Here is an 18,050-nt window from a genome sequence, read left to right as displayed (position 1 = left end):
CGGGGGCGGTGTTCAGATAAGCTTGAAAGGTGAGGCGGATGCGGTTTTTAGTGCTCTATGCCAAAAACCGACCGCCTCAACGGTTGTTTGGACCAGATCGAGTTAGAGTTTGTGGAGCGAGAAGCGACACCGCGATTGCTGATGAAGCTCAGTATCCAGTTGCACCTGGCTGGACTCTCGCTTTCGAATACTGTCTCGTTTCTTGAGGTATTCGATGTCCAACGCGCTCGGTCAACCGTTCACAACTGGGTTCACAAAGCCGATCTACAGCCCCAGGATGGGCGAGAACCAGATCACGTCGCGGTCGACGAAACCGTGATCCAACTCGATGACGAGCACTACTGGCTGTACGCCGTCCTCAGAACGCCATAGGCGTTCTGATGGGCTGCGCAAGAGCTTCGCTCTTGCGAACGCCGTTGATCCAGACACGAACGAATTACTCCATACAAAGCTTGAACCAACGAGAACAAACGTTCTCGCTCGTGCGTTCTTCACCGAGTTCCGCGAGAAACACGATGTCGACGACGCCGTCTTTCTCGTCGATGGTGCGACACCGCTGAAAGACGCCTGCCAGCGACACGGCCTCGATTTCAGATATGAACGCCATGGAAATCGAAACAGTGTCGAACGTGTCTTTCGAGAAATAAACGACGGACATCTTCGTTCTCAAACTGCTTCAGCAACCCGAAGCGGACACAGCCGACGACTGGCTCAAATCGTTCAGCTTCGCATGGAATCAGCTAATCTGAACACTACCGCGGGCGGGACGGGCAACGCTTAACAGCCGATAGTTTGTAGTATTGGATATGGAGAACAATATAGGGGCGGCGGATCGTGGAATCAGACTGGTCGGCGGTGGACTGCTGGCCGCCGTCGGCGCGACCGTACTCGCAGGCGCGCTGGACGCGGGGCGGCTGATCGGTGCGCTCGCGTTCCTCGTCGGCGTCGTCCTGATCGGAACGGCCCTGACTCGCGTCTGTCTCGCGTACCGGGTGCTCGGCGTCGACACCGCGGGATCCCGATGACGATGGATCCCTTCGAGAACACCGGGCAACCGGACTGGGACTGGTGGGGGCGACTGTGGCCGACCCCCGGCGAGACCCTGCGCAAACTGGGCGTCGAGTCGGGCGACGCGCTCGCGGAGGTCGGCTGCGGGAACGGCTACTTCGCGCTGCCCGCCGCACGGCTCGTCGACCCGGCGACGGTGTACGCCTGCGACCTCGACGAGTCGCTCCTCGCGGAGTGTTCGACCCTCGCCGATCGACAGGACGCCGAGAACGTCGAGATGGTTCACGGCGACGCCCGCCGGCTGTCAGAGCACCTGCCGGAACCGGTCGACGTCGTCCTGCTGGCCAACGCCTTCCACGGTGTCGATGACAGGGACGCGCTCGTCCGGGAGGTCGAGGCGTCGCTCCGTCCGGGCGGCCGGTTCGTGGTCGTCAACTGGCGTGACCGACCGCGGGAGGAGACGACCGTCGCGGGCCAGCCGCGTGGACCGCCGACCGACCTCCGCGTGTCGGCAGAAGAGACCGAGGCGGCCGTTCGCTCGGCGGGCGACTTCTCCCTCGAGCGGCGGGTCGATCTGCCGCCGTACCACTACGGGCTCGCGTTCGAACGGTAGGGCTCCGCTCGACGGTTCCTGGTCCGTCACGCTCGACGGCCACCAGTCCCGTCGATCACCGGCGGACGCCTCCGACCACGTCGGATATCTATACCCCCGGGCGATTTTCAGAATCTTGGAATGCCTATACAATACTAATACCCTCCGGCACTAAGGTACATCCGTAACGATGACTGACACAGACGTGGAGTACGACGAGACCGTCGACGCGCGGGGCGCGGCCTGCCCCGGTCCGCTGATGGACCTCATCGGGAAGATGCGGGACGTCGATTCCGGGACAGTGGTGCGGCTACAGAGCGACAACGACCAGTCGCTGACGGACGTCCCCGAGTGGGTCGACGAGGCCGGCAACGAGCTGGTCGCGGTCGAAGAGGGCGACGAACACAACGAGTTCTACGTGGAGAAAGCGTGACTGAACACATCGTCATCGTCGGCGGCGGGACCGGGGGAACCGTCCTCGCGAACGACCTGGCCGGCCGGCTCGACGACGAGATCGACGCCGGCGACGTCCGGGTCACCCTGATCAACGACGACCCGGACCACGTGTACAAGCCGGTCTGGCTGTACGTGCCCTTCGGGCAGCGAGAGCCGGCGGACGGCCGCCGGCCCCTCGACGAGCTCGTCGACGACCGGGTCGACCTGCGGATCGACCGCGTGACGGAGATCGACACCGACGCGAAGCGGCTCCGCCTCCAGGGGTCGCCGCGGTCGGTGGGGTACGACTACCTCACGGTGGCGACCGGGTCGACGCTCGCGCCGGAGGAGATCCCCGGCCTGGCGGAGGGCGGGCACAACTTCTACAGCGAGTCTGGCGCCACCGAGCTACGGGAGGAGCTGCTCTCGTTCACCGAGGGGACGCTCGTCCTGAGCGTCGTCGGGACGCCGCACATGTGCCCGGCCGCTCCCCTGGAGTTCGTGTTCATGGCCGACAGCTGGTTCCGCGAGCGCGGGCTCCGGGAGGACGTCGACATCGTGTACACCTACCCCATCCAGCGGGTCCACGGCAACCCCAACATTGGAGAGTGGGCGCGCCCGCTGATGGACGAGCGCGACATCCAGGTCGAGACGTTCTTCAACGCGGAGTCGGTCGATCCGGAGGAGCAGACCCTCACCTCGATGGAGGGGACCGAGGTCGACTACGACCTCCTCGTCGACATCCCGCCACACAGCGGCGTGGACCTGATCGAGGAGGCGGGGCTGGGCGACGGCTGGGTCGACGTCGACAAGCACACCCTGGAGGCCGAGGCCGCCGAGGACGTCTACGCGCTCGGCGACACGGCCGACACGGGCGTCCCCAACGCCGGCAGCGTCGCCCACTACCAGGCGGGCGTCGTCGGGCAGCGGCTCGCCAGCGAGGTCCGCGGGCAGCCGCCCACGGCGGTCTACGACGGCAAGACGCTGTGCTTCATCGAGACGGGGATGGACGCCGCGTCGTTCGTCGAGTTCGACTACGAGAACCCGCCGTCGCCGGCGCCGCCGTCGGAGAAGCTCCACTGGTCGAAGCTGGCGTACAACGAGTCCTACTGGCTGACCGCGCGGGGGCTGCTCTGAGATGTCCGAGGAAGTCTCCGTCGCCGACGACGAACTGGCGGCGGCCATCGAGGAGAACCCGGAGGCGGTCGCCGAGTTCGTCCGCCGGCTCGACAGCGTCAACGACCTGCTGGACGTGCTCGCGCTCGGCGAGAGCGCGCTGACCGACGACATGGTCCGGGAGCTGTCGGGCACGACCGCGACGCTCGCCGAGTCCGCAGACGAAATCGCGACCGACGAGACCGTCGGGCTGGCCGGGGCCGTCGGCGACAACGGCGAGGAGCTGCAGGACGCCCTCGAATCGCTGGTGGAGCTCCAGCGGACGGGGACCCTCGACGAGCTGATCGAGGTCGCCGAGGTGCTGTCGCTGGGCACCGCCGCGCTTGACGACGAGATGGTCCGGTCGCTGGCCGCCACCGGCGGCTCGCTGGGCGAACTCGCCCAGACCGCGGCGGACGACGACGCGCGCGACGGAATCGAGACGCTGCTGGAGGGGGTCAGCGAGGCCGAGCGCGAGGACCCCGAGCAGGTCGGTCCCGTCGGGCTCGTCCGTGCGGTCCGGGACCCCGACGTCCAGTACGGACTGGGCTACCTGCTGTCACTCGCTGCGGCCCTCGGCCGAGCCCAGTCGGCCGACGCCGGCGAGCGCGGACGGCGACGCTGACGGCCGCTGTCCCGCGTGCCACCGCCACCGCATTTACCCACTGACGGCATTTTCTACCAGTAGTATCCGTCCAGAGGCATTTAATACCATTAGATGGAGTGCAGTGAGCAGGCGCGGCGGCCGTCACCGGCAGTAGTCGGTCACGGCGACCAGAGTATTGTCCGGTTTACCCAAGATTATTAAAACTCGTGGCGCATATCTCGAACCATGAACCACAGCGAGCCCCCAGCGGGCGCGGACGCGGTCGACGACGGGTCGATGACGCCGCTCGAACTCCGGGCGGACGTGCCGGCGCTTCAGGAGGGAACCTACCTGAACTTCGGCGCGCACGGGCCGAGCCCGCGGTACGTCGTCGACGCGGCCGACGAGTTCCTCCGCGCGCACGAGTACGAGTCCCCCGTCGAGAGCGACCCCTACGCGGCGGCCTTCGACGAGTTCGACCGCACGCGCGAGCGGCTCGCCGCCTTCGTCGGCGCCGAGCCCGACGAGATCGGACTCACGGAGAGTACCACCGGCGGGATCAACGGCGTCGCGAACGCCGTCGACTGGGAGCCGGGCGACGTCGTCGTCCGGACGGACCTCGAACACCCCGCCGGACGGCTCCCCTGGCAGCGCCTCGAGCGGGAGGGCGTCGAGGTCCGCGTCGTCGAGACGGAGGCGGGGCGGATCGACGAGGACGACTTCGCCGAGGCCGTCGCCGACGCCGACCTCGCCTGTTTCAGCGCCGTGACCTGGACCCACGGGACGCGGCTGCCCGTCGCCGACCTCGTCGAAATCGCCCACGACGCGGGCGCGTTCGCGCTCGTCGACGCCGTCCAGGTGCCCGGTCAGCTACCGATGGACGTCGGCGAGTGGGGCGCGGACGCCGTCGCCGCTGCGGGCCACAAGTGGCTGCTGGGACTGTGGGGCGGCGGGTTCCTCTACGTCGACCGCGACGCGGCCGACGACCTCGCGCCCCGGACAGTCGGGTACCGGAGCGTGGAAGCGCCCGACGCCGATCCCTTCGAGTACGCGGCGGGCGCGCGCCGCTTCGAGGTCGGGTCGGCCAGCCCCGCGCCGCACGTCGCCCTCCGGGAGGCCGTCGACGCGATCGACGAGGTCGGCGTCGGCGAGATCCGGGATCGGATTCGAGAGCTCGTCGAGCGGCTGATCGAGTCCGTACCCGACGACCGGCTCCTCAGTCCGGCCACGCCGGAGTCGGGGCTGGTGTCGATCGACGTCGACGATCCGGAGGGGACGGTCGAGCGACTCTCGGACGACGGCGTCGTGATTCGGTCGCTGTCCGAGCCCGAGGCGGTCCGCGCGTCGATCCACGCGGTCAACACGGCGCGTGACGTCGACCGACTCGCCGAGGCGCTCGAACCCGAGTGGGACTGATCCGGCGGGCAGTCGGGGAGCGCGGCGACGACGGCGTCGGTCGCCCGTTCGATCGGAAGCGACGTTCTGGAGTCCGGGCGGTGCACAGGTCGACCAGCGGCGTCGTCTGGCGCTACTGCCCCGGGAACAACACGAGGCGCCCCGCCACGAACACGAAGTATGCCACCACCAGATAGCCACCCTCCGTCCGCGTGAGCGTTCCGTCTCTCACGTACAGCGCCCATCCCAGCAGTCCAGCTCCCGTGACGAGTTTGAAGGGGAGGTCCCAGAGGACGACGGCCGGCGGGACGTAGTAGGTGGAGATGGCGCCGCCGAGCCCGATGCCGACGAGGGAGTTGACGACGTTGCTCCCGACGAGCGTCCCGAGCGCGACGTCGGGCGACTGCCGACGGATAGCGTCTATCACCGTCGTCAGCTCCGGCAGTGCGGCGGCCACGCCGATGGTGACGATACCGATCGTGGAGCCACCGAGGGTGAGCGCGTCGACGACCGTCTCGATGACCGAAAGCACGAGCGAGGCGGAGAGCAGGACCAGAACGAGGAGCCCAGTCGCGACGACGGCGTCGCGACGGGGATCGGTGCTCGCCTGCTCTCGAAGCGCCTGGGTTCGATCCCGGCGGACGAGGTTGACTCCGACGTACACGACGTAGAGGGCCAGCAACAGGAGTCCGTCCAGCCGGCTGATCGTTCCGCCCCAGGCGAGGCCCATCGTCACGGCGAACACGCCCAGCATCGGCAGGTAGCTCTCGCGGACGAACCGCCGGGAGAGGTCGAAGCTCCCGTAGCCGATGAGGAGGACGCCGACGAGGAGGAGTTGCTGGACTGCAGAAGAGCCGGTGTTACCGCCGATGACGACGGCCGAGGTGGCCCGATAGTCGAGGACACCGGAGAGAATTCCCAGTGACGCGATGAAGTGCGAGCTGATTTCCGGCAAACTCGTTCCCACGGCGAGGATCGTCGTTCCGACGAGCGCCTCGGGGACGTCGTAGTACTCGGCGAGCGCCAGTAGCCGGTCGATCGCACCGCTCGCTGCAGTCACGAGCGTGTACAGTGCCACTGCTCCGGCGGAGACCAGGGTCAGTAGCTCGCCCGAGACCGGCATGTCAGCGCCCGGGCAGCCGGGTACCGTCCCGCGGTGGTTCGTTGTCGAGATCGAACTGCGCCGGGGTCCAGAGCAGGCACGTCCAGCATTTCCGGGTCCCGCGTGCGGAACCGGCCCGGGTCACGACGTCGGCTGCCACCCGAGCGTAACGCTCGCAGGTCGACTCCTCGGACATACGTGGGCAAACGGACGACCACCACGGAGAAAAACGTATGCTCCGTTCCCGAGAACGTCGGTCTCTCACCTGTATCTCCTGCCGGTCTCAGCCGTAACTGAATACGGCGCCCGTCGCAACTCTGGAGAGCGGATCGGCCGAGCGGTGACTATCGGCCGACGGTCGCCGGGAGAGAAGTCCGTTCCGAAAATTACCGGACGTCGACGCCGCCGTCCGCCCGGGCGACGACCTCGTACTCCTGATACTCGAAGCGGATCGCGACCTCGACGTCGGGGTCGGCCCGTTCCAGCAGCGCGTCGAGCGCCTCCGGGTCGACGGCGTCCGCGAGCGGGGGAGTCAGTTCGACTGGGTCGACGCCCGCCTCGTCGGCGATGGCGTCGAGGACCCAGTCGGAGGGGTTGCGCGTAGTCAGATCCATCAGACGAGGAGCTGGATGTCGGCCTCGGCCATGTCCTGAATCGCCGTGGCTGCGCCCACGCCGGTGGTGACGCCGTCGTAGAAGTCGTCCTCGTCGTAGTCCATCAGCTCGATGGTCATCTGGCAGGCCTGGAACTCCACGCCCATGTCCAGGGACGTCTCGATGAGCTCCTCGATGGAGGCCGTCTCGTTGTCGTCGATCTTCTTCTCCATCATCTTCGTCGTCATGCGGTCCATCCCGGGGAGCGCGCCCACGACGTTCGGGACCGGCATGTTGGGGTTGCCGACGGAGCTCAGCTTCAGGTCCTTCGACCGCTCCTCGTGGAGGATGTCCAGTCCCCAGAACGTGTGGAAGACCGTCACCTCGTAGCCGAAGGCGGCCGCCGTGCTCGCGAGGATCAGCGGCGGGTACGCCATGTCGAGGGTCCCCTTCGTCGCGATGATCGACATCTTCTGCTGGTCGTCGCCGCTGTCGGCGGTCGCCTCGGCCAGCTGCTCCTCTAGCTCGTCGACGCGGGCCGCGAGCTCCGCGCGGGAGGGAGCCTCCTCGGCTGCCACGCTGTCGTCCTCGGCCGACGCGTCTGGCGTGTCCGTACTCATGTTCACTCCGTCTTGCGCACGTAGTGCTTGTAGACGTCTCCGTCCTCGACCTGGTCGAGGAGCTCGACGCCCGCTGTGCCGTCCGCCCAGCCGTCGATGTCGCTCATACTGCCGGAGTCGGTCGCCAGTACCTCGAGGACCTCGCCCTCGGCGAGGTCGTCGACGGCTGACTTGGTCTTCACGACCGGCATGGGACACGATGCACCTTTCACGTCGAGCGTCTCCGTAACGTCGAATTCCGAGCTCATAGTTGATCTGCTCCGTTGTTCTGTATTGGAGCTATCCCACAATACTAGATGCTGACGTAAAAGGGTATCGGTCCCCGCCGCTATCTGTAACCAGTGATGTTCGGTTCGCTTATGACATTCTCGTCGTATGCGCGTCCAAACAACCATCTAGTATATCGCGACCGCGGGCGGAACGCAGTATTGTGTGAATTAGGAACTTCTATGCAAACCTTTTTGTGAGTCCACCCGTTATCCTGGGGTGTACATCATGAACGCTGACGACTTCCCGACTCCGGACGTCGAGGTCGACTCGATCGAACCGGAAACGCTGAAGGCGCGAATCGACGACGGCGAATCGGTCACTCTCCTCGACGCACGGATGAGCTCGGACTACGAGGAGTGGCGGGTCGACGGCGAGAACGTCGAGTCGATCAACGTCCCGTACTTCGAGTTCCTCGAGGACGAGATCGACGACGACGTCCTCGAGCAGATTCCGGACGACCGCGAGGTCACTGTCCTCTGTGCGAAGGGCGGCGCCAGCGAGTACGTCGCCGGCTCCCTGGCCGAGCGCGGCTACGAGGTCAACCACCTCGAGGACGGCATGAACGGCTGGGCGAGCATCTACGAGACCGTCGAGGTCGCCGACTACGACGGCGCCGGCACGCTGCTGCAGTACCAGCGGCCCTCCTCGGGCTGTCTCGGCTACCTGCTGTACGACGACGGCGAGGCCGCCATCATCGACCCGCTGCGGGCGTTCACCGACCGCTACCTCGACGACGCCGACGACCTCGGCGTCGACCTGCAGTACGCGCTGGACACGCACATTCACGCCGACCACATCTCAGGCGTGCGCGACCTCGACGACGAGGGCGTCGAGGGCGTGATCCCCGACGCCGCGGTCGACCGCGGCGTCACCTACGCCGACGATCTGACGACCGCAGCCGACGGCGACACGTTCGAGGTCGGCGACGCGACCATCGAGGCCGTCTACACGCCCGGCCACACCACGGGCATGACCTCGTACCTGGTCGACGACAGCCTGCTCGCGACCGGCGACGGGCTGTTCGTCGAGAGCGTCGCCCGCCCCGACCTCGAGGAGGGCGACGACGGCGCGCCCGACGCCGCCCGGATGCTCTACGAGTCGCTGCAGGAGCGGGTCCTGACGCTGCCCGACGACACGCTGATCGGCGGCGCTCACTTCAGCGACGCGGCCGAGCCCGCCGCTGACGGTACCTACACGGCACCCATCGGCGACCTCGTCGACGAGATGGACGCGCTCACGATGGACGAGGACGAGTTCGTCGACCTGATCCTCTCGGACATGCCGCCGCGGCCGGCCAACTACGAGGACATCATCGCGACGAACCTCGGCCAGAACGAGGTCGACGACGAGGAGGCGTTCACGCTCGAACTCGGCCCGAACAACTGCGCCGCGAGCCAGGAGTCGCTCGCGGGTGATTGAGGACGTCGATGGTCACTGATCCAGTACTGCTCCAGGCGGTCGCCGAGCTGTTCCCCAACGGGATCAGCCGGTACGCCGTCGGCGGACTGCTCGTCGGCCTCGGGACCGTGGTCATCTACGTCGGCACGGGGATCCCCGCCGGCGCGAGCACGTTCCTGGAGTCGACGCTGTCGTACGTCTCCGACCAGTCGCGGTTCCAGCAGTACGTCGGCTCCCGGGACTGGCGGCTCGTGTTCACGGCCGGCATCATCCTGGGCGGACTCGCGTTCGCCGCGACCGTCCAGTCCGGCCTGATCACAAGCGCGCTCTACGAGCCCGGGTCGACCGGCCAGCTGTACGAGGTCGCCGGCGTGACGCTGTGGAAGACTGACGTCCAGCCCTGGCGGCTGTTCCTGGGCGGCATCCTGGTCGGGATCGGCACCCGGATCGGCAAGGGCTGCACGTCCGGCCACGGGGTCTGCGGCGTCGGCTCGGCGTCGCGGACGTCGATCGTCGGCGTGCTGACGTTCCTGACTGTGGCGATCGGAACGGCCCAAATCGTCGCCGCGCTGGGGGTGAGCCCGTAATGGCTGACAGACATCCCCTGTTCAAGCCGCTGATCTTCGTCGGCGGCCTGATCTTCGGGTTCGGGCTCGGGTTCAGCCAGATGGCGCGACCGGAGGTCGTGCTGAACTTCCTCCAGTTCGAGGACTTCGGGCTGGTGTTCGTCATGTTCGGCGCCGCGATCGTCTCCGGGATCGCCTTCGCGCTCCTCCCCCGGATCCGCGACCGCGCGCCGCTCACCGGCGACACCTACGAGCGACGCCTGAAGCCCTTCGACCGGAACGTCCTGATCGGCGGGGCGATCTTCGGCGTCGGCTGGGGCCTGTCGGGCATCTGTCCCGGCGCGGCCTACGCCAGCCTCGGGGTCGGCAACGTGACGATCCTCTGGGCGCTCGCCGGCATGTTCGTCGGCGCCTACGTCCAGGGGTACTGGCGGAGCCGATCGACCAACGCCGCGCCCGCGACCGCGGGCGCCGACTAACGCACTCTTTTCGCTCTCCTCGATGGACGTAGCCACAGTCACGCTGTTCCTCGTCGCTGGACTCGCGAGCCTGTTCATGGCGTGGGTCATCGGCGCCGGCTCCAGCGGCGCGACGCCGTTCGCTCCCGCTGTCGGTGCCAACGCCGTCTCGACGATGCGCGCCGCGTTCGTCGTCGGGATCCTCGGGTTCGCCGGCGCCGTGACGCAGGGAGCGAACGTCTCAGAGGCCGTCGGTAGCGGCCTGATCGGCGGCGTCAGCCTCCCCGCCACCGGCGTCATCGTCGTGCTGGCGATCGGCGCCGGCCTCATGGCCGTCGGGATCAAGACGGGCTATCCGATCGCGACGGCCTTCACCGTCACCGGGTCGGTCGTCGGCGTCGGACTGGCGCTCGGGGGCACCCCCGTCTGGTCGAAGTACCTCCAGATCGGGAGCGTCTGGGTGCTGACGCCGTTCGTCGGCGGGGGCGTCGCCTACGCCATCGCGAGCGTGCTCCCGCGCGAGGACGTCCCCGAAGAGTACAGCATCCCGTTACTCGCGGGGCTGGTCGGTGCCGTCCTCGCCAACGTCGAGTTCGCCACGCTCGGTCCGGGCGGGACGGCCGGCTCCCTCGCCGGCCTCGCCGGACGGACGCTGGGCGTCTCCGGCCCGGCGGTCACGGCGGCCGTCACGCTGGCGGCGGCCGCCGCGATAGCCGTCGTCGTCGGCTGGGACGTCCGGCGTGACCAGGCCGGAGGGCTCAGGCGAGTCCTGCTCTCGCTGGGATCGCTGGTGGCCTTCTCCGCCGGCGGCAGCCAGGTCGGCCTCGCCGTCGGTCCGCTGTTGCCACTGCTCGACGACGTCAGCGCCGTTCCGACGGTCGCCGTCCTCGCGGGCGGCGGCCTCGGCATCCTCGTCGGGTCGTGGACGGGCGCTCCGCGGATGATCAAGTCGCTCGCGCAGGACTACTCGTCGCTGGGACCGCGGCGGTCCATCTCCGCGCTCGTCCCCTCCTTCCTCATCGCGCAACTGGCCGTGCTGCTCGGCGTCCCGGTCTCGTTCAACGAGATCGTCGTCAGCGCGATCATCGGTAGCGGGGCGGCCGTCGGCGGCGGCGACGCCGTCAGCGCACGGAAGCTGGCCGTGACCGTGGGCGCCTGGGTCGCGTCGTTCGCCGTCGCGTTCGCGCTCGGCTACGGCGCGGTCCTGGTGCTCCCGGTGGCCTGAGATCACCGGCCGTGACCGGGCGATCCGACGGTCACTGACCGGGGACAGTCCGTCTCGTACGGTTCGTTGTAGCGATTGACCGGTATGCGCCGACCCGGGGCCGGCGTCGTTCAATGATCTACAGTAATCCGTCTCAGGCCGTCCGGGGCGGCGGGACCAGGTAGACGTTCCCCGCCGCGCCGGCGACGATTTCCTCGGAGACGCTGCCGAGCATCAGCCGGCGGAGCCGGCTCCGGCCGCGCGACCCGACCAGCGTCGTCGTCGGCGTGACCGACCGCTCGACGTCGAGAATCTCGTCCGCGGGGTCGCCGTCCCTGACGACGGTCTCGACGTCGATGCCCCACTGCTCGAGCGTCCCGGCGAGGTCGCCGAGCTTCTCCTCGGGGGTCACGTCGAGGTCGTCCTTCGGCGACCGCACGTGGACGAGCGTCGCCTCCTCGGTCGCGTGCCGGAGGTAGGAGAACGCGTCGAAGGCCCGGTCGGCGTTCTCCGAGAAGTCGGTCGCGTAGAGGACCCGCTGGAAGAGGTGCTCGCGGAGCACGTCGGGGTCGTCCTCCTCGCGCTCGACCCGGTTGACCAGCAGCGGGACGACCGTCGTCCGGGCGAGGTTCCGGGCGGTCGATCCGATCACGCGGTTCGCGAGCGGGCTCTGGCCCCGGGACCCGACGATAGTCATGTCCGCGCGGACGGCCTCCGCGATACCGTTGATCCGTCGGTGGGGCGTCCCGCGGACCACGTGGGTCTCGACGTCGAAGCCCGCGTCCTCCATCACCGACTGATAGGCTCCCAGGCCCCGTTCGCGTCGCTGCTCGAGGTCCATCCCGGGCATCCCCGGGTGGACGTTCGACGGGACGACCGTGACGAGGTGGATCTCCTCGACGCCGATCCGCTCGAGGCACTCGAGGCAGGTCTCGTTCTGTATCGCCGCTTCGCTGGCCGCCGAGAGGTCCGTCGCGTAGATTGCTCTCATGTGTGAGAACACGCACCGGACCAATATATTGTTTGTGTCGAACAATACCGTGCGCCGGAACGACCTCGAGAGGGACTCGACCGGATCGCCCTCACCGCCGCCACCGAAGCGCCGGCCCGCCGGTGCGCGCGCGAGCGACGAGCCCCCCTTCTCACCCGCGAATCTCGACCGCCGCCGACCGGCCCGTATCCACATAACTTACGAAGATATTCGGATCGGTTAGCAGTGTAATCCGCTGCAGTAATATTGTATTTTCGTCCCACAACCGTTAAATGACGCAACGGAGTAGCAGTACGTGAGCAGAGATCCATGATTTCGACAATAACGAACGAGGTGTCGACCGATGTTCGGACTTGAGAGCGCGACCGGAGTCGTCGGGGCGCTCCTCGTCATCGGCATCGTACTACTCGAGGCGATCGTGCTGTACGTCGGCTACGGGCTGCTAGAGAAGCTCTTCGGACCGGCACTGGTCGACGCAGTGCGGGGAGGTGAACGATGATCGAGCTGTTCGGCGTCTCCGTGGCGCTGCTGGCGCTGTTCGCCGGCTTCGGCGTGCTGATCGGCCTCCTGTTCGGCTTCTTCGGGATGGGAGGGTCGTTCCTCGTCACGCCGGCGCTGATGGTGATGGGCTACGAGACCGACGTCGCCGTCGCGTCCGGGCTGGCGTTCGTGTTCGCCACCTCGGTCATCGCGACGCTGAAACACCGCGACCTCGGGCAGGTCGACTACAAGCTCGGGGTGCTGATGATCGCGGGCACGACCGCCGGGATCGAGGTCGGCAAGATCGGCCTCCACTGGCTGCAGGACATCGGCCTCGCCGACACGGTGGTCAGCGTCATCTACGTCGCCCTCCTGGGCGGCATCGGCGCGTTCATCACCTACACCGCCCTGAAGGGCGACGGCGGCGGCGGCGTCAGCCACGACGCCGAGGGCGAGGTCGACGCGGATGACATCCCGGAGATCGCGAAGACGATCCAGTCCTACCGGGTCCCCCCGATGATCAGCCTCCGCGGCGGCGTCACCGTGTCGCTGTGGATGATCCTCGGCGTGGCGTTCGCAACGGGCCTGCTGTCCGGGTTCCTCGGCGTCGGCGGCGGCTTCATCCGCATGCCCGCGCTGTTCTACCTGATCGGCGTGCCCGTCCCGGTCGCGGTCGGGACCGACCTGTTCGAGATCGTCTTCTCGGGCGGGATCGGTAGCTTCCTGTACGCGATGGACGGCGCAGTCGACCTCTCGATCGTCGTCCCCCTGCTGGCCGGGAGCGCCGGCGGCGCCCGGATCGGGGCCGCGGCGACCAGCCTCGTCGACGAGGACGAGATCAAGGTGTACTTCGGCGTGATGCTCCTGCTGGGCTCGCTGGCAGTGGCGCTTCGCAAGATCGGGACGTTCGCCGACGTGCCCGTCCTCCAGACCGTCTCGCTGGCCGTCATCCTCGGCGCCGCGACGCTCGTCGCCGGGGCCGTGGTGGTCAGTTCCGTGCGGGCGCTTCGCACTGAGGCCGCCTCGACGACCAGTACCGCCGACTGACCACCCTTCCGCTCGCTGAACGATTGCACCGCTCGCGACGGCCGCTGCGCCGTCACCGGATCGGCGACTGGCGGTCGCGACCGACGAGCACCGAAGACGGATACCGCCCGTCACGTGCATGCGATTGTGCGCTCCGTGCACAAGTCTTTTAACCGGCTACTCCATAGGTACATCAGATAACAATGCCGGATTCGATGTCAGAACAACTGCAGCAGGACATGGTGTGCGAGGGGCTCCTGGAGTGTTTCCACGGGCTGAAACAGCTCGACAAGGAGTGCTTCCGGGCGCTCGTCGATACCGAGGAACCGCTCACCGTCGACGAGATCGCCGAGGCAGTCGACCGCGAGCGCTCGACCGCCTATCGGGCCGTCCAGCGGCTACTCCAGACGGGGTTCATCCAGAAAGAGCAGGTCAACTACGATCAGGGCGGCTACTACCACGTCTACTACCCGACCGACCCCTCGAAGATCGCCGACGACATGCAGCGCATGCTCAACGACTGGTACGCCAAGATGGGCCAGCTCATCCAGGAGTTCGAGAAAAAGTACGAACAGGCGGATGCGTCACCCCAGTCGGTCGAGGGATAGGGTCCAGGAGCGCATCGGGCCGATTCTCACTGTTCTCCTCTGTTTTCACGCCGCACGAGCGGCCGCCGTGACCGCCGGCCACGCCGGGCGTTCGATCGCAGTCACTCCCGGTCGCAGTCACTCCTCGGCGTAGAAGAGCGTCCGTCGGCACTCCGGACAGACGTACGGCACCGGCCGCAGGATCTCGTCCGCGCGGAGATTCCCGAGGAGGCCCTCCGCTGGCTCGTCGGAGACGAGCGTCACGTCGCCGAGAGCGCTCGATCCCTGTAGCGCCATCCGTTCCAGCGGTTCGTCGCAGTCGGGACATCGCCGTTCGGAGGACATACTCGCCGCTCGTCGCGGCGGGTGATATCACCTGTGGTTCCGCACCCATTGTATTGTACGGATCTCCCACAACCCTTAACTACTACCGGACCCTACGAGAGAGTGATGACAGTCGACACCGCTGCTGAGGAAAGTACCGATACGCCCACCGAGCCGGTCCACGTCGACGGCGAGTCCGACCTCGACGAGATCGTCGGGGACGACGGCGTCGTCCTCGCGGACTTCTACGCCGACTGGTGTGGGCCGTGCCAGATGCTCGAACCCGTCGTCGAGCGACTCGCAACCGAGACCGACGCGACCGTCGCGAAGGTCGACGTCGACGCGAACCAGCAGCTCGCCGGGTCGTACGGCGTTCGGGGCGTCCCGACCCTGATCCTGTTCGCCGACGGCGAGCAGGTCGAGGAGGTCGTCGGTGTGCAGGGCGAAGAGCAACTGCGCGCCCTGATCGGGAAGTACACCGAGTAAATGACTGAGGAGATACGAGACCTCGTCGTCGCCGGCTCCGGAGTCTCCGGTCTCTCGGCGGCCGTCTACGCGGCACGGGCCGACCTCGATCCGCTCGTGCTCGAGGGCGACGAGCCGGGCGGCCAGCTGACGCTCACGACCGACGTCGAGAACTACCTCGGGTTCCCCGAGGGCGTCGGCGGCATGGAGCTGATCCAGCGCGGGAAGGAGCAGGCCGAACAGTTCGGCGCTCAGTTCCAGCACGGCAGCATCGAGTCCGCCGACCTGAACGGCCAGCCGCTCGAACTGTCGCTCTCGACCGGCGAGACGCTCCGGACCCGCGCGCTGATCGTCGCGACGGGCGCCAGCGCCCGCTGGGTCGGCGCCGACGGAGAGGACGAGCTGATGGGCTACGGCCTCTCGACGTGTGCGACCTGCGACGGCGCGTTCCACCGCGGCGACGACGTGCTCGTCGTCGGCGGCGGCGACAGCGCGATGGAAGAGGCACTCTTCCTCGCGAAGTTCGCCGACTCCGTGACGGTCGTCCACCGCCGCGACGAGCTCCGGGCCTCGGAGATCATGGCCGACCGCGCCCGCGACCACGAGGACGTCGAGTTCGCCTGGAACACGGAGCTCGTGGCGATCGACGGGTCCCAGGAGGACGGCGTGACCGGCGCGACGCTCGTCTCGCACCCGGAGGGCCATCCAGCCGAGAAGTACGAGGCCGGTGAGGGCTCGAACGAGGACCGCGAGGACCTCGAGGTAGAGGAGGTCGACGTCGGCGGCGTGTTCTACGCCATCGGCCACGAGCCCAACACCGACTTCCTCCGTGACACGCCCGTCGACCTCGACGACGACGGGTACGTCCGGACCACCGACGCCGGAGAGGCGTGGGCGACGACGGCGACGGCCGCCGACGGCGTCTTCGCGGCCGGTGACGTGATGGACCGCGAGTACCAGCAGGCGGTCACCGCTGCCGGCATGGGTAGCATGGCCGCTCTGGACGTCGAGGAGTGGCTCGAATCGGCCGACGCGGTTGCTGCCGACAGCGCCGAGCCGATCGCTGCGGAGGCCGACGACTGATGGGATCGACCGACCGACGCGACGTGAACACGACCGATCCGGCCACCGTCGAGGACCAGGCGGATCGAGTCCTCGTCTCGTTCCGGTCGCCGGAGACCGATCCTGACGACACCGACGACTGGTGGGTCGCCGACAGCGAGTGGCTCCAGGAGAACATGACGGAGGACACCTACCGGCGGTACCTCCGGTGGGCTCACGCCGGTCCCGTCGCGGTCGGCGACGAGTGGGAGGAGTTCGTCAACTGCGGCTGTGCCAGCCCCGAAGACGTGATCCTCCGCGTCGAGGCCGTCGACGGCGGGACGGCGATCGGTTCGGACACGGTGATCGACGTGGTCTCCCGGAAGCTCGTCGTCGATGCGGGCGGTGCCGACGCGGTGATCGGCGCCGGACAGTGAGTCGTTTCGGGGCCCCGGGGTGTCCTTCGAGCGTGTCAGTGCGTTCGGCGTCTCAGTGCGTTCGGTTTCTCCCGTAGTTCGCACCTGACGACGAGTGCCTGGCGGTGCCGATCACTCGGTTGGCGTTTCCCCATCGGCGTCGCCCGCACGGATCGTCATGACGGGGACGTCGGACGTTCGCACCGTCTTCTCGGCGACGCTGCCGAGGAGGTACCGCTCGACGCCCGTCCGGCCGCGGGTCCCCATCACGACGAGGTCGACGTCGTTCTCACGGACGTAGGACTGGATCTCCCGGTAGGGCACCCCGTACACGACCGCCGTCTCGACGCTCCGGAGGTCGGCGGCTTCGGCCGACTCCGCCACGGCCTCGACGGCCGTATCGGCGCGCTCCTCCGGAGTGTGATAGGGCGGGTCGGTCTGGACCTCGAATCCCACCGGTTCGGTGTCGACGACGGAGAGCGCGTGGAGGCGGGCGTCGTAGGCGCCGGCGACGTCGACCGCGGGGTCGATCGCCGCTGCAGCGCCGTCGCTCCCGTCCGTCGGGACCAAGACGTCCGAGTAGGGGTAGGAGACATCGTCGGAGTCGGTCGACCGGACCGTCAGCACGGGGACGTCCGACAGGCGAACCACCTTCTCGGTGACGCTGCCGAGGAGATACCGCTGGACGCCGGTTCGCCCGTGGGTCCCCATCACGATCAGGTCGATCCCCTCGTCGTCGGCGTACGAGAGGATTGCCTCGTGCGGGATGTCGGTGCGGACGACGTCCTGTACGGGGACGTCGGCGGTGATGTCCGCTCGCACCGCGTCGGTAATCTCCGCACACTCCGCGCGCACCTGATCGGAGTGCGGTCCGTGCTGGAGTATCCGGGAGTCGGCGACGGAGAGCACGTGAACGGTCGCCCCGTAGCGCGACGCGATGTCCTCGGCGTACCCGACCGCGCGGTCCGCACAGTCGCTCCCGTCCGTCGGGACCAGGACGTCCGTGAACATGTACCGTTCGACAGTTCGGCCACCGCGATCATAAGTGGCCCGCCGCACCGCGGTGCGGCCGCCCCGTTGGCGCGAACGCGGTCTCGAGAGGGGTCGCCGTGGCGATCGCACAGCGGTTCTCGGGCGGCGATGCGTCACTCGAGGGAGTCCGGCGACGGTTCTCTGCTTCGACAGTGTACCACCGATCGAGCCGCCCGTCCATACGACGCAGAACACGCACGTTTGCATCTTCGTGCCAGGAAGCTGCGACATCGTAGAGCACTCGATCCCAGTACGTCTCTCTTGCGGGTGAGTTCGACCTCTCAGCCCACATCGTTTTCCGGACTG

General features: G+C 67.7%; 23 protein-coding genes and 1 pseudogene. 17 read left to right on the top strand and 7 right to left on the bottom strand.

The annotated features are described in order from the left end of the window. Nucleotides 1-57 precede the first annotated feature (57 nt). The 7 genes and pseudogenes from LCY71_RS19755 (at nt 58) to LCY71_RS19725 (ending at nt 5,192) form a co-directional block, all read left to right on the top strand. Nucleotides 58-749, top strand: a pseudogene (locus tag LCY71_RS19755) (IS6 family transposase). Nucleotides 750-806: 57 nt separating this feature from the next. Then, entirely contained in the window at nt 807-1,025 is a 219-nt protein-coding gene (locus LCY71_RS19750; protein ID WP_225336605.1) for a YgaP family membrane protein, read from the top strand. 2 nt (nt 1,026-1,027) lie between these two features. Continuing rightward, entirely contained in the window at nt 1,028-1,621 is a 594-nt protein-coding gene (locus LCY71_RS19745; RefSeq protein WP_225336629.1) for a class I SAM-dependent methyltransferase, read from the top strand. Nucleotides 1,622-1,790: 169 nt separating this feature from the next. Continuing rightward, the gene (locus tag LCY71_RS19740) at nt 1,791-2,033 is read left to right on the top strand and encodes a sulfurtransferase TusA family protein (RefSeq protein WP_225336604.1); all 243 of its coding nucleotides are present in this window, start codon (nt 1,791-1,793) and stop codon (nt 2,031-2,033) included. Beyond that, complete coding sequence (locus tag LCY71_RS19735; protein ID WP_225336603.1) at nt 2,030-3,172, top strand: NAD(P)/FAD-dependent oxidoreductase; 1,143 nt, start codon at nt 2,030-2,032, stop codon at nt 3,170-3,172. The genes LCY71_RS19740 and LCY71_RS19735 overlap by 4 nt, the downstream gene beginning before the upstream one ends. Nucleotide 3,173: 1 nt before the next feature. Further along, the gene (locus LCY71_RS19730) at nt 3,174-3,815 is read left to right on the top strand and encodes a helical membrane plugin domain-containing protein (protein ID WP_225336602.1); all 642 of its coding nucleotides are present in this window, start codon (nt 3,174-3,176) and stop codon (nt 3,813-3,815) included. A gap of 258 nt (nt 3,816-4,073) precedes the next feature. Further along, nucleotides 4,074-5,192: an aminotransferase class V-fold PLP-dependent enzyme gene (locus LCY71_RS19725; RefSeq protein ID WP_225336628.1), complete on the top strand. Its 1,119-nt coding sequence runs from the start codon at nt 4,074-4,076 to the stop codon at nt 5,190-5,192. Between the two features lie 112 nt (nt 5,193-5,304). On the opposite strand, the gene LCY71_RS19720 is transcribed toward LCY71_RS19725, so the two are convergent. The 4 genes from LCY71_RS19720 to LCY71_RS19705 all read right to left on the bottom strand — a co-directional run bounded on the left by LCY71_RS19720 (nt 5,305) and on the right by LCY71_RS19705 (nt 7,734). Continuing rightward, nucleotides 5,305-6,294, bottom strand: coding sequence for a sodium:calcium antiporter (locus LCY71_RS19720; protein ID WP_225336601.1), 990 nt, complete (start codon nt 6,292-6,294; stop codon nt 5,305-5,307). 365 nt (nt 6,295-6,659) lie between these two features. Beyond that, entirely contained in the window at nt 6,660-6,887 is a 228-nt protein-coding gene (locus tag LCY71_RS19715; protein ID WP_225336600.1) for a HalOD1 output domain-containing protein, read from the bottom strand. Then, entirely contained in the window at nt 6,887-7,486 is a 600-nt protein-coding gene (locus LCY71_RS19710; RefSeq protein ID WP_225336599.1) for a DsrE/DsrF/DrsH-like family protein, read from the bottom strand. The genes LCY71_RS19715 and LCY71_RS19710 overlap by 1 nt, the downstream gene beginning before the upstream one ends. A gap of 2 nt (nt 7,487-7,488) precedes the next feature. Further along, nucleotides 7,489-7,734: a sulfurtransferase TusA family protein gene (locus tag LCY71_RS19705; RefSeq protein WP_225336598.1), complete on the bottom strand. Its 246-nt coding sequence runs from the start codon at nt 7,732-7,734 to the stop codon at nt 7,489-7,491. Nucleotides 7,735-7,981: 247 nt separating this feature from the next. Here LCY71_RS19705 and LCY71_RS19700 point away from each other — a divergent pair, with 247 nt between their 5' ends. From LCY71_RS19700 to LCY71_RS19685, 4 genes are read left to right on the top strand one after another with little or no spacing between them, the layout of a single operon-like run. Beyond that, nucleotides 7,982-9,175 (top strand): MBL fold metallo-hydrolase, encoded by a 1,194-nt coding sequence (locus LCY71_RS19700; protein WP_225336597.1) that lies wholly within the window; start codon nt 7,982-7,984, stop codon nt 9,173-9,175. 8 nt (nt 9,176-9,183) lie between these two features. After that, the gene (locus tag LCY71_RS19695; RefSeq protein ID WP_225336596.1) at nt 9,184-9,741 is read left to right on the top strand and encodes a YeeE/YedE family protein; all 558 of its coding nucleotides are present in this window, start codon (nt 9,184-9,186) and stop codon (nt 9,739-9,741) included. After that, entirely contained in the window at nt 9,741-10,199 is a 459-nt protein-coding gene (locus LCY71_RS19690) for a YeeE/YedE family protein (RefSeq protein ID WP_225336595.1), read from the top strand. Before LCY71_RS19695 ends, LCY71_RS19690 begins: the two co-directional genes overlap by 1 nt. 22 nt (nt 10,200-10,221) lie before the next feature. Continuing rightward, nucleotides 10,222-11,403 (top strand): inorganic phosphate transporter, encoded by a 1,182-nt coding sequence (locus tag LCY71_RS19685; protein WP_225336594.1) that lies wholly within the window; start codon nt 10,222-10,224, stop codon nt 11,401-11,403. A gap of 133 nt (nt 11,404-11,536) precedes the next feature. Here LCY71_RS19685 and LCY71_RS19680 read toward each other — a convergent pair whose 3' ends face one another. Further along, nucleotides 11,537-12,373, bottom strand: a complete 837-nt coding sequence (locus LCY71_RS19680; RefSeq protein ID WP_225336593.1) for a universal stress protein — start codon at nt 12,371-12,373, stop codon at nt 11,537-11,539. A 343-nt stretch (nt 12,374-12,716) separates the two neighbouring features. On the opposite strand from LCY71_RS19680, the gene LCY71_RS19675 reads away from it, so the two are divergent. From LCY71_RS19675 to LCY71_RS19665, 3 genes are all read left to right on the top strand, one after another. Next, nucleotides 12,717-12,872, top strand: a complete 156-nt coding sequence (locus LCY71_RS19675) for a DUF7512 family protein (protein WP_225336592.1) — start codon at nt 12,717-12,719, stop codon at nt 12,870-12,872. Beyond that, nucleotides 12,869-13,900, top strand: a complete 1,032-nt coding sequence (locus LCY71_RS19670; RefSeq protein WP_225336591.1) for a sulfite exporter TauE/SafE family protein — start codon at nt 12,869-12,871, stop codon at nt 13,898-13,900. Before LCY71_RS19675 ends, LCY71_RS19670 begins: the two co-directional genes overlap by 4 nt. Before the next feature lie 182 nt (nt 13,901-14,082). Next, a complete protein-coding gene (locus tag LCY71_RS19665) occupies nt 14,083-14,487 on the top strand; it encodes a helix-turn-helix domain-containing protein (protein ID WP_225336590.1) in 405 nt (134 codons plus the stop codon). A 117-nt stretch (nt 14,488-14,604) separates the two neighbouring features. On the opposite strand, the gene LCY71_RS19660 is transcribed toward LCY71_RS19665, so the two are convergent. After that, the gene (locus LCY71_RS19660) at nt 14,605-14,811 is read right to left on the bottom strand and encodes a hypothetical protein (protein WP_225336589.1); all 207 of its coding nucleotides are present in this window, start codon (nt 14,809-14,811) and stop codon (nt 14,605-14,607) included. A 105-nt stretch (nt 14,812-14,916) separates the two neighbouring features. Between LCY71_RS19660 and trxA the strand changes: the two genes are divergently transcribed. From trxA to LCY71_RS19645, 3 genes are read left to right on the top strand one after another with little or no spacing between them, the layout of a single operon-like run. Then, nucleotides 14,917-15,276 (top strand): thioredoxin, encoded by a 360-nt coding sequence (gene trxA, locus LCY71_RS19655; RefSeq protein WP_225336588.1) that lies wholly within the window; start codon nt 14,917-14,919, stop codon nt 15,274-15,276. Beyond that, nucleotides 15,277-16,338, top strand: a complete 1,062-nt coding sequence (locus tag LCY71_RS19650; RefSeq protein WP_225336587.1) for an NAD(P)/FAD-dependent oxidoreductase — start codon at nt 15,277-15,279, stop codon at nt 16,336-16,338. Further along, entirely contained in the window at nt 16,338-16,733 is a 396-nt protein-coding gene (locus LCY71_RS19645) for a DUF7968 family protein (protein WP_225336586.1), read from the top strand. Before LCY71_RS19650 ends, LCY71_RS19645 begins: the two co-directional genes overlap by 1 nt. A gap of 111 nt (nt 16,734-16,844) precedes the next feature. On the opposite strand, the gene LCY71_RS19640 is transcribed toward LCY71_RS19645, so the two are convergent. Further along, nucleotides 16,845-17,723, bottom strand: coding sequence for a universal stress protein (locus tag LCY71_RS19640; RefSeq protein ID WP_225336585.1), 879 nt, complete (start codon nt 17,721-17,723; stop codon nt 16,845-16,847). Nucleotides 17,724-18,050: the final 327 nt, after the last annotated feature.

This window comes from Halomicrobium urmianum, assembly GCF_020217425.1.
GTDB classification, from domain to species: Archaea; Halobacteriota; Halobacteria; order Halobacteriales; family Haloarculaceae; genus Halomicrobium; species Halomicrobium urmianum.
The sequence above is the reverse complement of the archived record's forward strand: the minus strand, read 5'-3'. Positions and strand labels throughout refer to the sequence as shown.